The 19,986-nt window shown below is 73.5% G+C and carries 20 protein-coding genes; 13 read left to right on the top strand and 7 right to left on the bottom strand.

All coding sequences use genetic code 11. The annotated features are described in order from the left end of the window. Positions 1-50: 50 nt before the first annotated feature. Positions 51-1,436: a DNA recombination protein RmuC gene (locus J5O08_RS07230; RefSeq protein ID WP_218706208.1), complete on the bottom strand. Its 1,386-nt coding sequence runs from the start codon at positions 1,434-1,436 to the stop codon at positions 51-53. 51 nt (positions 1,437-1,487) lie between these two features. Between J5O08_RS07230 and J5O08_RS07225 the strand changes: the two genes are divergently transcribed. From J5O08_RS07225 to J5O08_RS07200, 6 genes are all read left to right on the top strand, one after another. Then, positions 1,488-2,255 carry an ABC transporter ATP-binding protein gene (locus tag J5O08_RS07225; protein WP_218706206.1) on the top strand — a complete coding sequence of 256 codons (768 nt, stop codon included), beginning with the start codon at positions 1,488-1,490 and terminating at the stop codon, positions 2,253-2,255. Then, positions 2,231-3,796 (top strand): hypothetical protein, encoded by a 1,566-nt coding sequence (locus J5O08_RS07220; protein ID WP_218706205.1) that lies wholly within the window; start codon positions 2,231-2,233, stop codon positions 3,794-3,796. Before J5O08_RS07225 ends, J5O08_RS07220 begins: the two co-directional genes overlap by 25 nt. Positions 3,797-3,835: 39 nt before the next feature. Continuing rightward, positions 3,836-4,921: a redox-regulated ATPase YchF gene (gene ychF, locus J5O08_RS07215; protein ID WP_147795830.1), complete on the top strand. Its 1,086-nt coding sequence runs from the start codon at positions 3,836-3,838 to the stop codon at positions 4,919-4,921. A 75-nt stretch (positions 4,922-4,996) separates the two neighbouring features. After that, positions 4,997-5,230: an Arc family DNA-binding protein gene (locus J5O08_RS07210; protein WP_218706204.1), complete on the top strand. Its 234-nt coding sequence runs from the start codon at positions 4,997-4,999 to the stop codon at positions 5,228-5,230. Continuing rightward, complete coding sequence (locus J5O08_RS07205) at positions 5,227-5,646, top strand: type II toxin-antitoxin system VapC family toxin (RefSeq protein WP_218706203.1); 420 nt, start codon at positions 5,227-5,229, stop codon at positions 5,644-5,646. Before J5O08_RS07210 ends, J5O08_RS07205 begins: the two co-directional genes overlap by 4 nt. Next, complete coding sequence (locus J5O08_RS07200) at positions 5,643-6,776, top strand: class I SAM-dependent methyltransferase (protein WP_218706202.1); 1,134 nt, start codon at positions 5,643-5,645, stop codon at positions 6,774-6,776. Before J5O08_RS07205 ends, J5O08_RS07200 begins: the two co-directional genes overlap by 4 nt. Positions 6,777-6,785: 9 nt before the next feature. Here the strand turns inward: J5O08_RS07200 and J5O08_RS07195 are convergent, their stop codons facing one another. Then, positions 6,786-7,577 (bottom strand): SDR family NAD(P)-dependent oxidoreductase, encoded by a 792-nt coding sequence (locus J5O08_RS07195; RefSeq protein ID WP_218706201.1) that lies wholly within the window; start codon positions 7,575-7,577, stop codon positions 6,786-6,788. A 109-nt stretch (positions 7,578-7,686) separates the two neighbouring features. Between J5O08_RS07195 and J5O08_RS07190 the strand changes: the two genes are divergently transcribed. Together J5O08_RS07190 and J5O08_RS07185 are read left to right on the top strand one after the other, a co-directional pair. After that, positions 7,687-8,190 (top strand): MarR family winged helix-turn-helix transcriptional regulator, encoded by a 504-nt coding sequence (locus J5O08_RS07190; RefSeq protein WP_218706200.1) that lies wholly within the window; start codon positions 7,687-7,689, stop codon positions 8,188-8,190. Between the two features lie 117 nt (positions 8,191-8,307). Beyond that, positions 8,308-9,555: an ATP-binding protein gene (locus J5O08_RS07185; RefSeq protein WP_218706199.1), complete on the top strand. Its 1,248-nt coding sequence runs from the start codon at positions 8,308-8,310 to the stop codon at positions 9,553-9,555. Positions 9,556-9,574: 19 nt separating this feature from the next. Here J5O08_RS07185 and J5O08_RS07180 read toward each other — a convergent pair whose 3' ends face one another. The 4 genes from J5O08_RS07180 to J5O08_RS07165 form a co-directional block, all read right to left on the bottom strand. Further along, positions 9,575-10,018, bottom strand: a complete 444-nt coding sequence (locus J5O08_RS07180; RefSeq protein ID WP_217614991.1) for an iron chaperone — start codon at positions 10,016-10,018, stop codon at positions 9,575-9,577. Positions 10,019-10,119: 101 nt separating this feature from the next. Further along, a complete protein-coding gene (locus tag J5O08_RS07175; RefSeq protein WP_218706198.1) occupies positions 10,120-10,563 on the bottom strand; it encodes a Tfp pilus assembly protein FimT/FimU in 444 nt (147 codons plus the stop codon). Continuing rightward, positions 10,560-12,152, bottom strand: a complete 1,593-nt coding sequence (locus J5O08_RS07170; RefSeq protein WP_255589438.1) for an APC family permease — start codon at positions 12,150-12,152, stop codon at positions 10,560-10,562. Before J5O08_RS07170 ends, J5O08_RS07175 begins: the two co-directional genes overlap by 4 nt. A gap of 99 nt (positions 12,153-12,251) precedes the next feature. Beyond that, the gene (locus tag J5O08_RS07165; RefSeq protein ID WP_218706197.1) at positions 12,252-12,920 is read right to left on the bottom strand and encodes a hemerythrin domain-containing protein; all 669 of its coding nucleotides are present in this window, start codon (positions 12,918-12,920) and stop codon (positions 12,252-12,254) included. A 118-nt stretch (positions 12,921-13,038) separates the two neighbouring features. On the opposite strand from J5O08_RS07165, the gene J5O08_RS07160 reads away from it, so the two are divergent. The 5 genes from J5O08_RS07160 (at position 13,039) to J5O08_RS07140 (ending at position 19,314) form a co-directional block, all read left to right on the top strand. After that, positions 13,039-13,560 carry a CGNR zinc finger domain-containing protein gene (locus J5O08_RS07160; protein WP_218706196.1) on the top strand — a complete coding sequence of 174 codons (522 nt, stop codon included), beginning with the start codon at positions 13,039-13,041 and terminating at the stop codon, positions 13,558-13,560. Between the two features lie 106 nt (positions 13,561-13,666). Beyond that, positions 13,667-14,083, top strand: coding sequence for a VOC family protein (locus J5O08_RS07155; RefSeq protein ID WP_218706195.1), 417 nt, complete (start codon positions 13,667-13,669; stop codon positions 14,081-14,083). 489 nt (positions 14,084-14,572) lie between these two features. After that, positions 14,573-16,423, top strand: coding sequence for an ABC transporter family substrate-binding protein (locus tag J5O08_RS07150; RefSeq protein WP_217614996.1), 1,851 nt, complete (start codon positions 14,573-14,575; stop codon positions 16,421-16,423). Positions 16,424-16,630: 207 nt separating this feature from the next. After that, the gene (locus J5O08_RS07145) at positions 16,631-18,247 is read left to right on the top strand and encodes an ABC transporter permease (RefSeq protein ID WP_217614997.1); all 1,617 of its coding nucleotides are present in this window, start codon (positions 16,631-16,633) and stop codon (positions 18,245-18,247) included. After that, positions 18,244-19,314: an ABC transporter permease gene (locus J5O08_RS07140; protein ID WP_147795843.1), complete on the top strand. Its 1,071-nt coding sequence runs from the start codon at positions 18,244-18,246 to the stop codon at positions 19,312-19,314. Before J5O08_RS07145 ends, J5O08_RS07140 begins: the two co-directional genes overlap by 4 nt. 4 nt (positions 19,315-19,318) lie before the next feature. Here J5O08_RS07140 and J5O08_RS07135 read toward each other — a convergent pair whose 3' ends face one another. Further along, positions 19,319-19,933, bottom strand: coding sequence for a PH domain-containing protein (locus J5O08_RS07135; RefSeq protein ID WP_218706193.1), 615 nt, complete (start codon positions 19,931-19,933; stop codon positions 19,319-19,321). Positions 19,934-19,986: the final 53 nt, after the last annotated feature.

Genomic DNA, 19,986 nt, shown 5'->3' with positions numbered 1-19,986 from the left:
GCCGGTCCGGCCGTCAGGCCCGCGATCCGGCCGAGGCCCCCGCCCGGCCCTCAGACCGCGCCCGGGCCCGCCTCCGGCGGCCGCACGTCGCCGAGCACCGCGTCGTCGAGCGCCCCGAGCGCGTCGGCCGCCCGCCGCCCCGTCCCGGGCGCCGCGGGCGCGTCGGACCCCAGCCCCACCACCTGCTGCGTCTCCCAGGCCACCAGCTCCGGCGCGGTCACCACGGACAGACGCCGCTCCACCGAGGGCGGCGTCTCCAGGCCGGCGTCCACCACGCGCAGGTCGGCGAACTTCCGGGCGCTCACCAGCACCCGCGACTCCAGCGACGCGACCGACTGGTTGTAGGCGGTCGCCGCCGAGTCGATCGCCCGGCCGACCTTGGACAGGTGCCCGCCGAGCGTCGCGATCCGGCCGTGCAGCTCCTTGCCGAGGTCCAGCACCGCCTGGGCGTTGCTCGCCAGCGCGTCCTGCCGCCAGGCGTAGGCCACGGTGCGCAGCAGCGCGAGCAGCGTCATCGGGGTCGCGATCACGACGTCCTTCTCGAACGCGCGCTCCACGATCGCCGGGTCGACGTCGATCGCCGCGTGCAGGAACGCCTCGGCCGGCACGAACATCACGACGAACTCGGGCGACGGGCTGAACTGGTCCCAGTACCGCTTGGCCGCGAGCTGGTCGACGTGCGCGCGCAGGTGCCGGGCGTGCGCGGCGAGCCGGCGCTCGCGCTCCGCCGGGTCGGTCGCCTCGACGGCCTCCAGGAACCCGAGGAACGGCACCTTCGCGTCGACCACCACGCGCTTGCCGCCCGCGAGGTGCACGACCATGTCCGGTCGCAGCAGGCCGTCGTCGGTGCGGACCTGGTCCTGCTCGGCGAAGTCGACGTGCGGCAGCATCCCGGCGGCCTCGACCACCCGGCGCAGCTGCACCTCGCCCCACCGCCCGCGGACCTGGGACGCGCGCAGCGACGTGACGAGCTGGGCCGTCTGCTCGCGTAGCCGCCCGGCCTCCTCGCGCATCTGCCGGACCTGCTCGCCCAGCGCGGCGTCGTGCTGCGCGCGGGTCTGCTCCGCGGTGCGCAGCTCGGCCCGCACCGCGTCGAGCGTCCGCGCCAGCGGGTCGACCATCGAGCGCACCGCCTGCTCGCGCTGCGCGAGGTCCCCGGACTGCTCCTGGTGCCGCGCCGCGAGGCTCTGGTGCGCGAGCGCGAGGAACTGCTCGCTGCTCTGCGCCAGCGCGTCGGCGGCGAGCGCGCGGAACCGCTCGGCCTGCCGGTCGGCGTCGACGGTCCCGCCGCCGAGCTCCGCGGCCGTGCGCCAGCGCGCCGCCTCCACCTCGGCCCGGCGCAGCCGCGCGCCGGAGCGGCCGGCGGCCAGGAGCCAGCCGAGGGCGAGCCCCGCGAGGAGGGCTCCGGCGAGGGCGAGCACGAGTCCGGTGTCCATGACCTGCAGATTGCCAGGCGCCACCGACACGCCCGCCCCTATGCTGGATCGATGGAGCCGATGTCCGCTTTGTCCATCCGCGGGGTGTGGAAGAGGTTCGGCACGAAGATCGCCGTGGCGGGCGTCGACCTCGAGGTCCCGGCCGGGTCGTTCTACGGCCTCGTCGGCCCGAACGGCGCAGGCAAGACCACCACGCTGTCGATGGCGACCGGCCTGCTCCGCCCGGACTTCGGCAGCGTGCTCGTGCGCGGGCAGGACCTGTGGGCGGACCCGCCGGCGGTCAAGGCCGGGCTCGGCGTGCTGCCCGACGGGGTGCGGCTGTTCGACCGGCTGACCGGCGCCCAGCTGGTGACCTACGCGGGCCTGCTCCGCGGGCTGGACCGGGACACCGTCCGCGACCGCACCGCGGACCTGCTGCGCACCTTCGACCTCACCGCGGACGCGGACACCCTGGTCGTCGACTACTCGGCCGGCATGACCAAGAAGATCGGCCTGGCCTGCGCGCTCGTGCACGCCCCGCGGGTCCTGGTCCTCGACGAGCCGTTCGAGGCGGTCGACCCGGTGTCCGCCGCCAACATCCGGGACATCCTGGCCGCCTACGCCGCGGGCGGCGGCACCGTCGTCGTCTCCTCGCACGTGATGGACCTGGTGCAGCGCATGTGCGACCACGTCGCCGTCATCTCCGGGGGCCACGTGCTCGCGCAGGGCACCGTCGACGAGGTCCGCGGGGACGCGTCGCTGGAGGACCGGTTCGTCGAGCTGGTCGGCGGCCGCCGCACGGAGGGGGCGCTCGCGTGGTTGCGCACCTCGTCCGACTGAAGCTGACGCTGCTGCGCAACGGTCTGCGGCGCAGCGTGTGGAAGGTCGTCGCGCTCCTGCTGTCGGTCCTCTACGCGCTGTTCCTGCTGGGCCTCGCGGTGGTGGGCCTCGTGGCGCTCGGCGCGCACGACGACGCCGAGCTGACCCGCACGGTCGTCGTGCTCGGCGGCGCGCTGCTCGTCGCCGGGTGGTGGCTGCTGCCGCTGGTCGCGTTCGGCGTGGACAGCACCCTGGACCCCGAGCGGTTCCAGCTGTTCGCGATCCGCCGGCGGCACCTGCTGACGGGCCTCACGCTCGCCGGCCTGGTCGGCGTCCCCGGCGCCGCGACCCTGGTGCTCGGCGGCGCGTCCGCGCTGGCCTGGTGGCGGGACCCGGGCGCGGTGGTCGCCGGTGTCGTCGGCGGAGCGCTCGGCGTGGCCGTCTGCGTGGTCGGCTCCCGCGCGATCACGACGATGCTCGCCCCGCTCGTCGGCGGCCGGCGGTTCCGCGAGGTGGCCGCGGTGCTGGCGATCGTCCCGCTCATGCTGATCGGCCCGATCCTGCTCGGTGCGACGGCCGGGCTGTCCGCGGTCGCGGACGCGCTGCCCACCGTCGGCGTCGTGGTCGGCTGGACCCCGCTCGGGGCGCCCTGGGCGCTCGCCGCCGACGTGCAGGCGGGCGCCTGGCTCGCGGCGCTGGGCAAGGTCGCCGTCGCGGGGGCGACCCTCGCGGTGCTCGTCGGCGTCTGGGACCGCGCGCTGTCGGCCGCCCTGGTGCGGTCGCCCGGCGGCGCGGGCCACGTCGCGCGCAGCGAGGGCCTCGGGTTCTTCGCCCGGTTCCCCGCGACCCCGACCGGCGCGGTCGCCGCCCGGAGCCTCACGTACTGGCTCCGCGACCCGCGGTACGCCGCCGCCGTCGCCGTGGTGCCGGTGATGGTCCTGCTCCTGTGGTTCATGGGGCGGGGCGGCGGGATCGTGCTCGGAGCGGGCGTGGTCGTGGCGTTCGTCATGGGCTGGTCGCTGTCCGCGGACATCTCCTACGACGACACCGCGTTCTGGACGCACGTCGCCGCGCCCGTGGACGGCCGGGTGGACCGGGGCGGCCGCGCGATCGCGGGCATGGTCGTCGGCGGCGTGGTGGTGCTGGCGACCGACGTGCTCGTGCTCGGCGTGTCCGGGCGGTGGGACGCCACGGCCCCGGTGCTCGGCATGTCGCTCGGGGTGCTGGCCGTCGGCGTCGGGGCGTCGTCGATCTACTCGGCCCGGGTCGTCTACCCGGTGCCGAAGCCCGGCGACAACCCGTTCTCGACGCCGCAGGGCTCCTCGCTGGCGGTCATGCTCACCCAGTCGCTGGGGATGCTGCTGCTGCTCGCCGTGTGCCTGCCGACCGTCGGGCTCGGCATCGCCGCGGTGGTCACGGGCCACGGGCTGCTCCAGGTGCTGACCCTGGTCGTCGGCCTCGGCTCGGGCGCCGCGGCGCTGGTCGTGGGCGTGCGGGTCGGCGGCGGCCTGTACGACCGGCGGGCGCCGGAGCTGCTGCAGACCATCCGCTCGTTCGCCTGAGGACCCGCCCGGGGCGCCCGCCCCCTAGGATGGTCGCCCGTGGCACTCACCATCGGCATCGTCGGCCTGCCCAACGTCGGCAAGAGCACCCTGTTCAACGCGCTCACCCGCGCGCAGGTCCTCGCGGCGAACTACCCGTTCGCCACGATCGAGCCCAACGTCGGCGTCGTGCCGCTGCCCGACCCGCGGCTGGAGAAGCTCGCGGAGATCTTCGGCAGCGAGAAGATCCTCCCGGCCACGGTGTCGTTCGTCGACATCGCCGGCATCGTCAAGGGCGCGAGCGAGGGCGAGGGGCTCGGCAACAAGTTCCTCGCCAACATCCGCGAGGCCGAGGCCATCTGCCAGGTGACCCGCGCGTTCGCCGACCCCGACGTCGTGCACGTCGACGGCCGCGTGTCGCCCAAGGACGACATCGAGACGATCAACACCGAGCTGGTCCTCGCCGACCTGCAGACGCTCGAGAAGGTCGTCCCGCGCCTGGAGAAGGAGGTCCGCATCAAGAAGGCGGACCCCGCCGAGCTCGCCGCCGCGCAGGCCGCCCAGGCCGTGCTCGAGTCCGGGCAGACGCTGTTCCAGGGCGCGAAGGCCGCCGGGCTCGACCTGGCCGACCTGGCCTCGCTGCAGCTCATGACGGCCAAGCCGTTCATCTACGTGTTCAACACGGACGACGCCGGCCTGGCCGACACCGCGATGCAGGACGAGCTGCGTGCCTTCGTCGCGCCCGCCGACGCGATCTTCCTCGACGCGAAGTTCGAGTCCGACCTGGTCGAGCTCGAGCCGGACGAGGCCAAGGAGATGCTGGCGGACAACGGCCAGGACGAGGCCGGCCTCGACCAGCTCGCCCGCGTCGGGTTCCACACCCTCGGCCTGCAGACCTACCTCACCGCCGGCCCGAAAGAGTCGAGGGCCTGGACGATCCACCAGGGGTGGACCGCGCCGCAGGCCGCCGGGGTCATCCACACGGACTTCCAGAAGGGGTTCATCAAGGCCGAGGTCATCTCGTTCGACGACCTGGTCGAGGCCGGCTCCGTCGCAGCCGCCCGGTCCGCGGGCAAGGCGCGCATCGAGGGCAAGGACTACGTGATGGCCGACGGCGACGTGGTGGAGTTCCGCTTCAACGTGTGAGCGGCCTGCACCCCGCCCGCGCACACCCGACTGCTAGCATCACAGCTAGCACTCGCCGCGGGAGGAGTAGCCAGCATGTCCACCATCGTCGTCCGCGGGCTCGACGAGTCCGTCAAGCAGCAGCTCGCCGCCCAGGCGAAGGAGCACGGCCGGTCCATGGAGGCCGAGGCGCGGGACATCCTCACGCAGGCCGCCCGCCGGCCCCACATCGGCGTGGCCCTGCTCCGTGCGGCGCGTCAGGCGGGTGGCGCTGACGACCTCGTCGTGCCGGAGCGCACCGACGACGCACGGGCGGTGGACTTCGAGTGATCGTGCTCGACACCAACGTCATCTCGGAGGTCTTCCGGCCGGAGCCCGCGCCGCGCGTGGTGACGTGGCTCGAGGACCTGACCGGCGAGGTCGCGATCACGGCTGTGACGCTCGCGGAGCTCCTGGCGGGCGTGCGCCGGCTGCCTGGCGGACAGCGCCGGTCCGCCCTCGCCGAGCGGATCCACCTGGCCGTCGAGCCCTACCGCGCGACCCGGGCGATCCTCCCGTTCGACGTCGCGGCGGCCGAGCAGTACGCGGACGTGCTCGCCGCGCGCGAGCGGGCGGGGCGGCCGATCCACTCCGCGGACGCGCAGATCGCGGCCATCTGCCGCGTGCACGGGGCCACGTGCGCGACACGGAACGTCAAGGACTTCGACGGGACCGGGGTCGACGTCGTCGACCCGTGGGCCGCGTGACGGAGGACCTGCTCGCCGCCCTGCGCTGCGACCCCGAGATCCCCGCGCCGGACCTGGTCGCGGTCGACGCCGCCGACCGGCTGGTCCTGGACGAGGCCGCGCCGGTGCTGGACGGCGCCGCGCCCGGCTCGGTCGTCGTGGTCGGCGACCGGTACGGCGCGGTGACCCTCGGCGCGGTCCACCGGTTCGGGCTGACCGGCGTCCGCGCGCACACCGACCGGCTGACCGGCGAGCTCGCGCTGGCGGAGAACGCGGCCCGGCTGGGCGGCGCCGACGCGTTCCGGTCGCTCGCGGACCTCGCACCCGAGCTGGTGTCCGGTGCCCGGGTGGTGCTGCTCCTGCTGCCGCGGTCGCTCGACGCGCTGGACGAGATCGCCGCCCTGGTCGCCCGGCACGCGGACCCGTCGGTGGCCCTGGTCGCCGGCGGCCGCGAGAAGCACATTTCCCGGGCCATGAACGACGTCCTCGCGCGCCACTTCGCGGAGGTGCGCGCCAGCCGCGGCCGGCAGAAGGCCCGCGTCCTGCACGCTGCCGGACCTCGCGCCGTCGACGGGGGAGGCCCCGCCTGGCCCGCCACCGCGCGGCACGACGACCTCGGTCTGACCGTCCGCGCGCACGGCGCCGCGTTCGCCGGCGCCCGCGTGGACATCAGCACCCGGTTCCTGGTCGAGCACCTGGCCGACGCCGTGCCGGGCGCCCGCGCCGCGGTGGACCTGGGCTGCGGCACCGGGGTGCTGGCGTCCGCGCTGGCCGCCGCCCGTCCGGACATCGAGGTGGTGGCGACCGACGAGTCCGCGGCCGCGGTCGCGTCGGCCCGGGCGACCGTCGAGGCGAACGGGCTGGCGGACCGCGTGCGCGTGCAGCGCGCCCGGGGCGCGGCCGGGATCCCCGACGCGAGCGCCGACCTCGTCCTGCTCAACCCGCCGTTCCACGTCGGTGCCGCGGTGCACGACGGCGTCGCGCGCGGGCTGTTCGCCGAGGCGGCACGGGTGCTGCGCCCGGGCGGCGAGCTGTGGTGCGTGTGGAACTCCGGGCTCGGCTACCGGCCCGCGCTGCAGGCGGCGGTCGGCCCGACCCGGCAGGTGGCGCGGAACCCGAAGTTCACGATCACCGCGTCCCGCCGGGCCTGACCGGCTGCGTCACAGCAGCGTCGTCAGCACCCCGCCGTCGGCCCGCACCGCGGCGCCGTTCGTCGCCGACGACAGCGGGCTCGCCAGGTAGACCGCCAGCCGCGCGATCTCCTCGGGCTCGAGGAACCGCTGCAGGAGCGACGTCGTCCGGGCGGCGGCGAGCGTGTCCTTGAGGTCGGCGGCGGGCACCCCCTGGGCCCGCGCGATCTGCTCGACCGTGCGTGCGACCCCGTCGGAGTAGGTCGGCCCGCCGAGGATCGTGTTGACCGTGACCCCGGTGCCGCGAGTGGTCTTGGCGAGGCCGTTGGCCAGCGCCAGCGCCCCGGCCTTCGTCACGCCGTAGGGCACCGTGTCGGCCGGGACGTCCACCCCCGACTCGCTGCTGACGAACAGCACCCGGCCCCGGCCGCGGGCGAGCATCGGCGGGAGCAGCCGACGGGTGAGGCGCACGCCGCTCATCAGGTTGACGTCCAGGTAGCGCTGCCAGTCGGCGTCGGTGGCCCGGTCGAACGGCGCGACGTCGAACACGCCCGCGTTGTTCACGAGCACGTCGACGTCGCCGAGGCGGTCGAGCAGCCGCTCCACCTGGTCGGCGTCCGCGAGGTCGGCGGCGATCCCGGACACCGCGGCCCCCGGGACGGCGGCACGCAGCCGGGCGACCGCGTCCTGCAGCCGGTCCTCGTCGCGCCCGTTGACGACGACCTCGGCGCCCTCACGCAGCAGGGCCCCGGCGATCGCGTGGCCGATGCCCTGCGTCGACCCGCTGACGAACGCGCGGGTGCCGGTCAGCTGCAGATCCATGGTGGTCCTCCCCGTGCCGCCGCGCGGTGCGGCGAGCACTTGCTCAGGAAAGTCACGGTAGGCGGCGATCACTTTCTTGAGCAAGTCAGTCGCGGCTAGGCTGGCTCGCATGACGGATTCCGCGCAGCCTCCCACCGAGCTCGAGGGCGACGACCTCGCGACCTGGTCGTCGCTCGCTACCGTCCTCGAGTGGCTCCCGCCCGCGCTCGACGCGCAGCTGCAGCGCGACGCCGGGATCGCCCACTTCGAGTACGGGGTGCTCTACGCGCTGAGCCGGGCGGACGACGGGACGCTGCGGATGAGCGTGCTCGCGGACTACGCGAACAGCACGCTGTCCCGGCTGTCCCGCGCGGCGGCCCGGCTGGAGGCGCGCGGGTGGCTGCGCCGGGAGCCGGACCCCGCCGACGGGCGCTACACGCTCGCGCTGCTGACCGACGCCGGGCGGGGGGCGGTCGCGGCGGCGACGCCCGGGCACGTCGCGACGGTGCGCCGGTTGGTGCTCGACCGGCTCACGGCGGCGCAGGCGCGGCAGCTGCGGGAGATCAGCCGGCGGATCGCGCGGGGGGTGCGTGAGGAGGGCGGCTGGCGGCCGCCTGCGGCGGGTGAGCGGTGAGCGGCGAGGCGGACCGCCGAAGCGCCTGCAGAAGGTAGCGTAGAGGGGGTGCTAAAGGTAGCGTATAGAGCCTGTCAGAGGTAGCGTAGGGCGGCCGCGAGCGGTAGCGTGCGGACCGTGGAGTACCTCACCAGGACCGTCGACGCCGAGCTGTCCGCGCTTCTCCCGCACGCGGCCGCGATCGCCCTCGACGGCCCCAAGGGCGTGGGGAAGACCGCCACCGCGCTCCGGCGCGCGACGACCGCCTGGTTCCTCGACGACCCGGCCCAGCGGCAGGTGGCCGCGGCCGACCCCACGCTGTCCACGCCCCCGCCCGGGGGCGTGCTCCTCGACGAGTGGCAGCGGATCCCGCAGGTGTGGGACGCGGTGCGCCGCCAGGTGGACGCCGGCGCGCCGCCGGGCCGGTTCCTCCTCACGGGCTCCGCGACCCCGGTCGACGGCGCCGGCACGCACAGCGGTGCCGGCCGCATCCTCTCGCTGCGGATGCGGCCGATGGCGCTCCACGAGCGGGGCGTGGTGGAGCCGACCGTGTCCCTCGCGGCCCTGCTGGCCGGGGGCGCGACCGTCGCGGGCGAGTCGACGACCTCTCTCCGCGACTACGCCGAGGCGATCGTCGAGAGCGGCCTGCCCGGGGTCAGGACGAGCGCGCCGCGCGTGCGCCGCGGTCTGCTCGACGCCTACCTCCAGCGCGTCGTCGACCGTGACCTGCCCGACCTCGGCTTCTCGGTGCGTCGTCCGGAGACCCTCCGGCGCTGGCTGGCCGCGTACGGCGCGGCCTCCTCCACCACCACCGCGTACTCGCGCCTGCTCGACGCGACGACCGGGGGCGACGGCACCCAGCCCGCCAAGACGACCACGATCGCCTACCGCGACCACCTCACCCGGCTGTGGCTGCTGGACCCGGTGCCGGGCTGGATCCCGGCGAACAACCCGATCTCGCGCCTGCAGCAGGCGCCCAAGCACCAGCTGGCCGACCCCGCCCTGGCGGCCCGGCTCCTCGGCCTCTCGGCGGACTCGCTGCTCGGCCCGGCGGGTGTGCACATGACTGGCCCGCTGTTCGAGTCGCTCGTCACGCTCGGGGTGCGGGTCGCCGCGCAGGCGGCCGAGGCGACGGTGCACCACCTGCGGACCGGGTCGGGCGACCACGAGGTCGACCTGGTCGTGCAGGGCGACGACGGGAGGGTGGTCGGCGTCGAGGTGAAGCTCGCGCCGGCCGTGACGGACGTCGACGTGCGGCACCTGCTGTGGCTGCGCGAGCGGCTGCCCGACCTGGTCGCCGACCTCGTCGTCGTGACCACGGGGACGACGGCCTACCGTCGCCGCGACGGGGTTGCGGTCGTGCCGCTCGCGCTCCTCGGGGCGTGAGCGGCACGACCGACCGCGCTCACCCCTCCCCGGCGGCCCGCCGCACGAGCTCCCGGATCGCCGCCTCCTCGGCGTCCCCGACCCGGGTCAGCGCGTACGCGGTCGGCCACATCCCGCCGTCGTCGAGCCGGGCGTCGTCGTTGAACCCGAGCGTCGCGTACCGGGCCTTGAACTTCGACGCGGGCTGGAAGAACAGCACGGCCTTGGTCGCGCCGTAGGCCGGCATCCCGTACCAGGTGCGCGGCGTGAGCCCAGGGGCGACCTCCCGCACGATCGCGTGGATCCGCTCGGCCATCGCCCGGTCGTCGTCGGGGAGCTCGGCGATCTTCGCGAGCAGCTCGGCCTCCGGGTCGCCGCCGGCCTTGCCGCGCTTGCGGGCGGTGCGGACCTCGGCGGCGCGCTCCTGCATCGCGGCGCGCTCCTCGGCAGTGAAGTTCGCGGTGGACTCGCGGGTCTCGGCCATGCTCGGTGCCTCCTGCTCGGCGGGGGTGCGGTGCGTGAGCCCACCGTAGGAGCGGGGGTCGGCGCGGTGCTTCTCCGATCCTGACGGGTCCGCGCGGCGGCTCAGTCGGACTCGGCGAGGTCCAGGTCGTCGACGATCGCCTGCACGTCCTCCAGGTGCTCCGGGCAGTAGACCCCCACGATCAGCAGCTCGGCCCGCACGGCCCGGCTCTCCGCGATGGTCGGCCGGTAGCCCGGGCCGGTCGCGCCGTTGGAGAGGCCGGCGAAGATCGCGGCCTGGCCCAGCGCGGACGCCGGGTCGCTGCACGCGACCCCGCCGTCGGTGCCGAGCACGGCGGCGACCCGGTCGGCGGACGGCAGGTGCTCGGCGCCGGCGGCGGCCATGGCGTCGACCAGCTCCTGGGCCTTCTCCTGCGCCTCGGCCTCCTGCCGGGCGGAGCGGAACGACAGCACGGCGATGAGCACCAGCACCGCGAGGACCGCGATGCTCACCCCGTAGACCCAGCCGCGCTCGCGGCGGGTCGAGGTCTCGACGGGCACGGTCATGGCGCGCTCACCTCCGGCTGCTGCGCCTCCGCGAGCCGCCACGAGGGCTTGCGGAGCCGGTAGAACAGGAACGGCACGAGCAGGCCGAGGCCGAGGGCGCCGCCGCCGACGACGAGGACGTAGACCCACGGGCTGCCGGTGCCGAGCTGGGACGGCGGGACGAAGCCGACGAGCAGCGCCGCGGCCGAGGCGACGAACCCGACGCCGCACAGCGTGCGGATGATCGGGGCCCGGTACCCCCGCGGGTGGTCCGCGTGCAGCCGCCGCAGCCGCACCGCGGCCACGAACATGAGCAGGTACATGATCAGGTAGACCTGCGTGGTGATCACCGAGAACACCCAGTACGCGCTCGACACCGAGGGGATCAGCGCGTACCCGAGGGCGATGAGGGTGGTGATCGCGCCCTGGGTGACCAGGATGTTCTGCTGCACGCCGTTCTTGTTCAGCCGCTGCAGGAACGGCGGGAGGTAGCCCTCCTGCCGGGAGATCAGCAGCAGGCCCTTCGACGGCCCGGCGAGCCAGGTGAGCATCCCGGCGACCGACGCCGTCACGAGCATGACCCCGATGACCGGCGTGAGCCACTGCCAGCCGAACTGGGCGAACACCGCGTCGAAGGCCTGCATGATCCCGGCGGTGAGCGACAGCTCCTCCGCGGGGACGAACCAGGAGATGGCCAGCGCGGGCAGGATGAAGATGAGCAGCACCATCCCCATCGCGAGGAACATCGACCGCGGGAACTCGCGCCCGGGGTTGCGCAGCGAGGACACGTGCACCGCGTTCATCTCCATGCCCGAGTAGGACAGGAAGTTGTTCACGATCAGCACGAGGCTCGACAGGCCGGCCCAGGCGGGCAGCAGGTGCTCGGCGTCCATCGGCGCGGCCGACGGGTTGCCCTGCCCGAGGAACACGACGCCGAGGGTCACGAGCAGCATCCCGGGGATCAGGGTGCCGATGATGAGGCCGCCGGACGCGAGCCCCGCGATCGCCTTGGTGCCGCGGGACGACACCCACACGCCGCTCCAGTAGACGACGACGATGACCGCGGCGGTCCACACGCCGCTCGTCGCGAGGTCGGGGTTGATGACGTACGCCAGCGTGCTCGCGACGAACCCGAGGAGCGTCGGGTAGTAGAAGATCGTCATCGCGAACTGGCACCAGACGGCGAGGAAGCCGGCCGGCTTCGAGATGCCCTCGGAGACCCAGTTGTAGACGCCGCCCTTCCACCCGGACGCGAGCTCGGCGGACACCAGCGAGGTCGGCAGCAGGAACACGATGGCCGGCACGACGTAGAGGAACACGGCCGCGAGCCCGTAGATCGCCATCGTCGGCGCCGCGCGCAGGCTGGCCACCGAGCTGGTGGTCATCATCGCGAGCGCGACCCAGGAGATCCACTGGGCCGCCGGCACCGGGGTGCGGGCCGGCACCGCGTCGGCGGGCGGCGGCTCGGGGGCGTCGCCCGCGCGGCCGTCGCCGGCCGGGGTGCCGTTCGTGGCGGGGGTGCCGTCGACGGCGACGCCGGCGTCCGGGGCCGTCGCCGCCCGGTGCCGCGGCGCGGGCTCGCCGGTGGTGCGTGCGGTCTCCGCGGACATGGTGCCCCCCTCTCCGCGCCGTCTCCGGCGACGGACCTCACGCTAGGGAGCCGCCGGAGCGGCCGTCCTCACCCGGCCGGGGTTACCGCGGCGGACTCGTCACCGCACGCCGTAGACCTGCGCGCGGTGCGCCGCGAACCGCCGCCGCCCGACCGTGCGCCACAGCAGCCGGGCGGGGGCGGGCAGGTTGGTGCGGAGCCAGCCGGCCCGTTCGGGCTCCGGCACGGCGTCCAGGATCCAGCCGAGCTGGAGGAGCATCCGGCTGCGCGGGACCGAGGCCATGCCGTGCTCGTGCAGCTGGTCCCACTCCCGCTGGCTGAGCACGCTCGACGCCGTCGGGAGGATGCGGTCCTCCTCCTGGCCGAGGTGCAGCACGAGCAGCGCCTGCAGCTCGTCCAGCACCCGGGCCACCTCGTCGCGCGCGCCGGCGGCCGCCCCCGCCTCCCAGGCGGGCAGCGCGGCGTCCAGGTCGCGCAGCAGCCCGGCGACGTCCGCGTGCTGCGCGCGCATCAGGCCGACGTGCAGCGCGCAGGCGGGGGAGCGCTGCTCGAGGCGGTCCCACAGCAGGAGGTCCTCGCCCTCGTGGTGGTGGTGCAGCCCCGTCGCCACCTCGCGGACGTGCGCGGCGACGACGCGCATCCGGGCGACGTCGCCGTCCGGGACGCCGCGGACCAGGCCCGGTGCGTCGCCGAACGCCCGGCGGAACAGCGCGTGGATGTGCAGCAGGTCGGAGGTGTCGCACCCGGGACGGTCGGTGGTCGCGGTCATCGTCGGCTCGCTCTCGCTCGGTGGCTGGTCCGGGGAGGTGGCGCCCGGCGCCGGTGACGCCGCCCCTGCGGGCGTCACCGGCTATTGCCGAACGGCGGTGACGACTATCCTCAGGGGCATGTCCGCCGTCAAGGGGTCCGACCCGCTCGACGCCTGGGTCGTGCGCGGGACCGCGCCCGGCGTGGCGCCCACCGCGACGGAGGGCCTGCGCGCGCTGCTCAACACCGACGACCGGTTCCACGGCGTCGACCGGCTCCGCGGGGCGGGGCCGCGGGCGCTGGTCGAGGCCCGCGACGTCCTGCGCGGCTACCTCGGCGGGGGCGACGCGACGGCGCTGGGCGCGCTCGCGGCGCGGTACCCGCTCGTGGTCGCGCCCGGCGACCCGGCGTCCGGCGGCGGGCTCGCCCTCGCGCCCGCGCCCGGCGCGGACCCGGACGCGGTGCTGGTCGGCGGGGTGCTCGCCGCGCTGCACCGGTCGGTCGCGACGGGGGAGTGGGCCCGGCTCAAGGCCTGCGCGAACCCGGACTGCCAGTGGGTCTACCACGACGCGTCCCGCAACCGGTCGGGCCGCTGGTGCTCGATGGACGAGTGCGGCGACGTGATGAAGGCGCGCGCCTACCGCCGCCGCGCGCGGGGCTGACCCCACCGGCGCCCGGCACTCGCGCTGCGACCCCGCTGCGACCCAGTCGCCGTACGCTCGCGGCGCCGGTCGGTCGACCGTCGGCCGACCCGCGCTGGAGGCGACGATGCTGTCCGACCACCCCGCGATGCCCTGCCTCGCCGTGCGGGACCTGGGCCGTGCGCGCCAGTTCTACGAGCAGACCCTGGGCTTCCGGAAGCTGGAGCTGCCGGGGTTCAGCGACGCCGAGGAGATGACCGGCGTCGTCTACGGCACGAAGTCCGGCGGGATGCTCGTCTACCCGTCGTCCTACGCCGGCACCAACCAGGCGACGGCCGTCACGTTCCAGGTCGCCGACGAGGCCTTCGAGCAGGAGGTCGCGGCGCTGCGCTCCGGCGGGATCGAGTTCCAGACGTTCGAGCTGCCGTCCGGCTCCTGGTCCGACGGCGTGCTGACCGACGGGCCGATGCGGTCCGTGTGGTTCGCCGACCCGGACGGGAACATCCTCAACGTCGAGGCGGTGCGCGTCGCCGCCGCGGTCTGAGGTCCCGCGGCCGCCGGGCCGCCCACGGGGCCGCCCCGCCCGCCCGGGCCGGGCGGCCCCGTCGCGCCCGGCCGGCGTCGAGGTGCCGGAACCGGCGCGGCGTGCGATCCTCGTCACACCGCGCGCGGGGACGACGAGGTCGTCGCGCGGGGGACCGGCGGTCGGCAGGCCGCCCCCATAGCACAGGGCCGTGGTTCCGCGCTGAGCCGGAGGCCCCTGCCGAGGGCGCCCGTCGAGGACGGGCGCTCCGACACGCATGTTTCCGCGAGGTTACCGGCGTGTTCCGTCTTGAATGCTGGACACTACTGCTCAGTATCGATCCGGTAACGATCGCCCGCTGCGGGGGGATGTGTCCGATTTGTCCTGACTGGGGTCACTAGCGTTGCCCCATCCACGGCGGGACCGCACGTCTGCCGCGCTCGGGACGACCTCGCCAGGTCGGCCCACGCGGCGCGAGGACGGGCGGGCGCCACCTTCACAGGAGGAACATTGAAGATCAGGCGAATCAGCGCCGCGGCGGCTGCGGTGGCGGCGGGGGCCCTCGTGCTCACGGCGTGCTCGAGCCCCGCTCCGCAGAGCGAGATCGACGAGACGACGTCGGTCAACGTCAGCTGGAACCAGCCGATGTTCTCGACGAACAACCTCACGTCGAACGGCAACGCGACCGCGAACGCGAACGTCATCTACCTGATGACCTCGTTCTTCAACTACTACGACGGCGACCTGAACCTCGCGAAGAACGAGGACTTCGGGACGTACGAGGTCGAGTCCGAGGACCCGCTGGTCGTCAAGTACACGATCAACGACGGCGTCACGTGGTCCGACGGCGAGCCCGTCGACGCGGCCGACATGATCCTCTGGTGGGGCGCGCAGAACGACATGTTCGACACCGCCTCCGGTGACGACGTGGAGTCCGGCGACGACGGCTCGGTCACCGCGCCGGAGGGCTCGGTCTACTTCGACTCGTCCTCCCCGGCGATGAACCTGATCACCGAGTTCCCGGAGATCAGCGACGACAACAAGTCGGTCACCTTCCACTACACCGAGCCCCGCTCGGACTGGGAGGTCTCGATGAGCCAGCCGTCCCCGATCGCGGCGCACGCCGTGGCGGAGATCGCGCTCGGCATCGACGACCCGACCGAGGCGAAGAACGCCCTGATCGACGCGTTCAAGAACAACGACGCGGCGGCCCTGGCCCCGATCTCGGAGACCTGGAACAACGGGTTCAACTTCACGTCGCTGCCGGACGACGAGCGTCTCTACCTCTCGTACGGCGCGTACATCATCTCGGACTACGTCGAGAACCAGTACGTCACGCTGACGAAGAACCCCGACTACACCTGGGGCCCGGAGCCCAAGGTGGACTCGATCACGATCCGCTACACCGAGGACCCGCTGGCCGCGGTCACCGCGCTCCAGAACGGTGAGGTCGACCTGATCGCCCCGCAGTCCTCCGTGGACGTGCTGGCCACCCTCGAGGGCATCGACGGCGTCTCCTACTCGACCGAGCAGGAGGGCACGTACGAGCACGTCGACCTGACGTTCAACAACGGCGGCCCGTTCGACCCGGCGGCCTACGGCGGCGACGCCGACAAGGCGCTCAAGGTCCGCCAGGCGTTCCTCAAGACGATCCCGCGCCAGGAGATCATCGAGAAGCTCATCCAGCCGCTGCAGGAGGACGCCACCACGCGTGACTCCTTCACCGTGGTCCCGGGCTCCCCGAACTACGACGAGGTCGTCGCGAACAACGACTCCTCGCTCTGGACGGACGTCGACATCGAGGGCGCCAAGGCCCTGCTCGCCGAGGCCGGCGTGACCACCCCGGTGGACGTGCGCTTCCTCTACGGCAAGTCCAACGTGCGCCGTGCGAACGAGTACCAGCTCATCGCGCAGTCCGCGTCGCAGGCCGGCTTCAACGTCATCGACAACGGTGACGACAACTGGTCCTCGCTGCTCGGTGGCGGCACCTACGACGCCTCGCTCTTCGGGTGGCAGTCGACCAACACGTTCGCCCTGAACTCCGAGGCGAACTACATCACCGACGGCGTCAACAACTTCGGTGGCTACTCGAACCCGGCCATCGACGAGCTGTACGGCCAGATGTCCACGAACACGGACGCCGACGTCGAGACCCAGCTGACGATCGACATCGAGAAGCAGCTGAACGCGGACGCCTTCGGCGTCAACATCTTCCAGTTCCCCGGTGTGGTCGCGCACCGTGACGTCCTCCAGGGCGTCTCGACCATCGCGCTCTCGCCGACCATCTTCTGGAACTACTGGGACTGGGAGATCAGCGCGTCCGACTCCCTCGACGCGCCGAGCGCGACCGAGACCGAGTGACGCTGCCGACGCAGCACTGACGCTCCGCGAGGAGCGACGCCGGCACGGGGGTACCGCGGCCACCGCGGTACCCCCGTTGCCGTGCCCCCTAGTACCACAGCCGTAGCGGCACTCACGGCCGACCCCGGCCCGAGGCGCAGCACCCCTACCGGGAGTGCCTACACTTGCGCTTTGCGAGTACCCCCCTTCCCGTGAGGCAAGGACCCCATGGCCACCTCTGTGACGACCCGTGCCTCCGGCGCGCGCTCCGCGCCCGACGCACCGGTCACGGCCCGCCGTTCCTGGTTCAGGAACGCGGCGCCCACCCTGACGTTCCTCGGGCGACGCCTCGTGTCGTCCGCGATCGTGCTGCTCGGAGCGACGTTCATCGTCTACATGCTCCTCGCGTACTCCCTCGACCCCCTCGAGGAGCTGCGGACCAGCACCGCCCCCAACAAGGAGGCGCTGATCGCGGCACGGATCCAGGCGCTGGACCTGAACACCCCGCCGGTGATCCGGTACTTCAAGTGGCTGGGCTCGCTGCTCACCGGTGACCTCGGCTCCAGCTGGGTCACGGGGCAGCCGGTGTCCGCCCTGCTGAGCTCCGCGATCCCGAGCACGGTCCAGCTCGTCGCCGCGTCGACGTTCCTCGCGATCGGCCTCGGCGTCCTCGTCGGCATCGTGTCGGCCCTGCGCCAGTACACGCGCTTCGACTACAGCGTGACGTTCATGTCGTTCGTCCTGTACTCGCTGCCGTCCTTCTGGGTCGCCGTGCTCCTCAAGCTCTGGGGCGCCATCGGCTTCAACGACTTCCTGGCGAACCCGCACGTCCCGCCGCTGTGGATCGCCCTGCTGTCCGTGATCTCCGGCGTGCTGTGGTCGTCGATCATCGGCGGCACGACGCGCACCCGCTGGGTGTCGTTCGGTGCCGCGGTCGTCGCGACGGCCGCCGCGCTGCTGTTCATCTCGAACACGGGCTGGCTGCTGAACCCGAGCCTCGGCCTGGTGGGCGTCCTCGCCCTCGGCGTGGGCATCGCGTTCGGCATCGTGGCGCTCACCGCCGGCCTGCAGAACCGCCGCGCGCTGTACGCGTCCCTCACCACCGCCGCGATCGGCGCCGCGCTCTACTACCCGCTGCAGTACGCGTTCGTGAACGCGAGCTGGGGCCTGATGGCGCTGCTCGCCGTCGCCGCCCTCGCGGTGGGCCTTGTGGTCGGCTACCTGTTCGGCGGCTACGACCGCGTCGTCTCGATGCGTGCCGCCGCGGTCACCGCGATCGGCGTCGGCGTGCTGCTGTTCGTCGACCGCGTCATGGCGGTCTGGTACCCGTACTCGAACGCCTCGCAGATCAACGGCCGGCCGATCGCGACCATCGGGTCGCAGACGCCGGGCCTGTCCGGCGACTTCTGGGTGGAGTCGCTCGACAAGTTCACGCACCTGATCCTGCCGACGATCGCCCTGATCCTCATCTCGTTCGCGAGCTACACCCGGTACTCCCGGGCGAGCCTGCTCGAGGTGATGAACCAGGACTACATCCGCACGGCGCGGGCCAAGGGCCTGTCCGAGCGGGTCGTCACCACGCGGCACGCCTTCCGCAACGCGCTGATCCCGCTCGCCACCGTCGTGCCGCTCGACATCGCGGCCCTGTTCGGCGGCGCGATCATCACCGAGCGCATCTTCTCGTGGAGCGGCATGGGCGCGCTGTTCATCAAGTCCCTCGGCGCCAAGGACGCGGACCCGATCATGGGGTACTTCCTCGTGACCGGCACGCTCCTCGTCCTCGCCAACATCGTCGTCGACTTCGTGTACGCGGCGCTCGACCCCCGGATCCGGGTGAACTCATGAGCATCACTCCTCCCCTCGAGCCGAACGAGGGCATCACCGACCCGAAGGCCGCGGTCGAGAACACCGAGAACGCGATCGAGCTCAAGGAGGTCGAGGGCCTCTCGCAGGGCCGCATCGTCCTGCGGCGGTTCCTCCGGCACCGCGGCGCGATGATCTCCGCGATCGTCCTGCTCGGCGTCGTCATCCTGGTGACCACGTCCATCGGCTGGGGCCCGATCCCCGGCTGGTGGAAGTACGGCTACCGCGAGACCAGCGACATCGTGAACGCCGGCGGCGCCCCGACGATGGGCTTCGAGAACGGCTCGTTCCAGTTCGGCGACCACCCGTTCGGCCAGGACAACATCGGCCACGACGGCTTCGCCCTGGTCATGCGCGGCACGCAGCAGTCGCTGACGGTCATGGTCGTCATCGGCCTGCTGTCGACCACGATCGGCGTGCTGGTCGGCGCCGCGGCCGGGTTCTTCCGCGGCCGCCTGGACGACCTGCTCATGCGGTTCACCGACATGATCATCACGATCCCGGTCATCATGATCGGCGCCATCCTCGGCGTGCTGGTCGGCGGCGCGAACCCCTGGTCGCTGGCCATCGCCCTGTCGCTGGTGTCGTGGACGAACATGGCGCGACTCGTGCGCGGCCAGTTCCTCACCCTGCGCGAGCGGGAGTTCGTGGACGCGGCCCGCGTGGCCGGCGCGTCGAACGGCCGGATCATGTTCAAGCACATCCTGCCGAACGCCGTCGGCGTGATCATCGTCAACGCGACGCTGCTCATGGCCTCGGCGATCCTGCTGGAGACCGCGCTGTCCTACCTGGGCTTCGGCATCAACAGCCCCGAGGTCTCCCTGGGCCAGCTGATCAACGAGTACCAGACCGCGTTCGCCACGCGGCCCTGGCTGTTCTGGTGGCCCGGCCTGTTCATCGTGACGATCGCGCTGTGCGTGAACTTCATCGGTGACGGCCTGCGGGACGCCTTCGACCCGCGGCAGCGGCGCATCCCGACCAGGCGGGCCCTGGCCCGTGCGGACGCGCGCAAGGCCAAGTCCCAGGCGCGGGCCGCGGCGCGGGCCTGACGTGTCAGAGCGCCACGGTCAGCACGCTGGCCGCGATCAGCACGGCGATCGCGGCCAGCGTGCCGGCGTGCCAGCGGACCCGCGGGGTCGCGCGCTCGAGGCGGGGGTCGTCCAGGACGCCCGCGTCGCGCAGCTCCTCCCAGCGGGCCCGCACGATGATGGCCGCCTGGCCGGAGGCGCTCGACGCGAGGTCGCCGGGGCGCACCGTGCCGCCGGGGCCGTAGGTCGAGCCGGGGAGGTTCGCCACGTCGTCCTTGCCGGCGGTGGCCACCCGGGCCCGGCTCGGCGCCGGCGCCGCCCACGCGGCGTAGTCGCCGTAGGCGGTGTGCAGCGTGAGCGCGTAGCGGGTGTCGACCCGCTGGATCGTCGGCCAGGGCAGCTCGATCGTCCGGGTGACGTTCCGGAGCTCGACGCCCGCGGGGCTGACCAGCACGGCCGGGCGCCAGTAGGCCGCCCAGACCCAGAGCACGACCAGCACCACCGGTGCCACGTAGGGCCACGTGGCCTCTGCGTCGGCCACCAGCCCGGTCACGAGGCCACCGAGGCCCAGGACCGCCACGACCACCGCCAGAACCCGGCCGAAGGCCGGTCTGTACTCCACCACGTCCGCCGAGACCATGCGGCCATCGTCCCAGACCAGCGGACGACCGCCCCTCTCGACGTCGCGCGGCC

Source organism: Cellulomonas sp. PS-H5, assembly GCF_019265565.1.
Taxonomy (GTDB): Bacteria; Actinomycetota; Actinomycetes; order Actinomycetales; family Cellulomonadaceae; genus Cellulomonas.
This window is presented reverse-complemented; position numbering and strand designations above follow the sequence as displayed.

Bases quoted from the DNA above. Each gene is read 5' to 3' on its own strand.
- J5O08_RS07230 (WP_218706208.1), bottom strand. From the start codon at position 1,436: ATGGACACCGGACTCGTGCTCGCCCTCGCCGGAGCCCTCCTCGCGGGG.
- J5O08_RS07225 (WP_218706206.1), top strand. From the start codon at position 1,488: ATGGAGCCGATGTCCGCTTTGTCCATCCGCGGGGTGTGGAAGAGGTTC.
- J5O08_RS07210 (WP_218706204.1), top strand. From the start codon at position 4,997: ATGTCCACCATCGTCGTCCGCGGGCTCGACGAGTCCGTCAAGCAGCAG.
- J5O08_RS07195 (WP_218706201.1), bottom strand. From the start codon at position 7,577: ATGGATCTGCAGCTGACCGGCACCCGCGCGTTCGTCAGCGGGTCGACG.
- J5O08_RS07190 (WP_218706200.1), top strand. From the start codon at position 7,687: ATGACGGATTCCGCGCAGCCTCCCACCGAGCTCGAGGGCGACGACCTC.
- J5O08_RS07180 (WP_217614991.1), bottom strand. From the start codon at position 10,018: ATGGCCGAGACCCGCGAGTCCACCGCGAACTTCACTGCCGAGGAGCGC.
- J5O08_RS07175 (WP_218706198.1), bottom strand. From the start codon at position 10,563: ATGACCGTGCCCGTCGAGACCTCGACCCGCCGCGAGCGCGGCTGGGTC.
- J5O08_RS07170 (WP_255589438.1), bottom strand. From the start codon at position 12,152: ATGTCCGCGGAGACCGCACGCACCACCGGCGAGCCCGCGCCGCGGCAC.
- J5O08_RS07165 (WP_218706197.1), bottom strand. From the start codon at position 12,920: ATGACCGCGACCACCGACCGTCCCGGGTGCGACACCTCCGACCTGCTG.
- J5O08_RS07160 (WP_218706196.1), top strand. From the start codon at position 13,039: ATGTCCGCCGTCAAGGGGTCCGACCCGCTCGACGCCTGGGTCGTGCGC.
- J5O08_RS07155 (WP_218706195.1), top strand. From the start codon at position 13,667: ATGCTGTCCGACCACCCCGCGATGCCCTGCCTCGCCGTGCGGGACCTG.
- J5O08_RS07145 (WP_217614997.1), top strand. From the start codon at position 16,631: ATGGCCACCTCTGTGACGACCCGTGCCTCCGGCGCGCGCTCCGCGCCC.
- J5O08_RS07140 (WP_147795843.1), top strand. From the start codon at position 18,244: ATGAGCATCACTCCTCCCCTCGAGCCGAACGAGGGCATCACCGACCCG.
- J5O08_RS07135 (WP_218706193.1), bottom strand. From the start codon at position 19,933: ATGGTCTCGGCGGACGTGGTGGAGTACAGACCGGCCTTCGGCCGGGTT.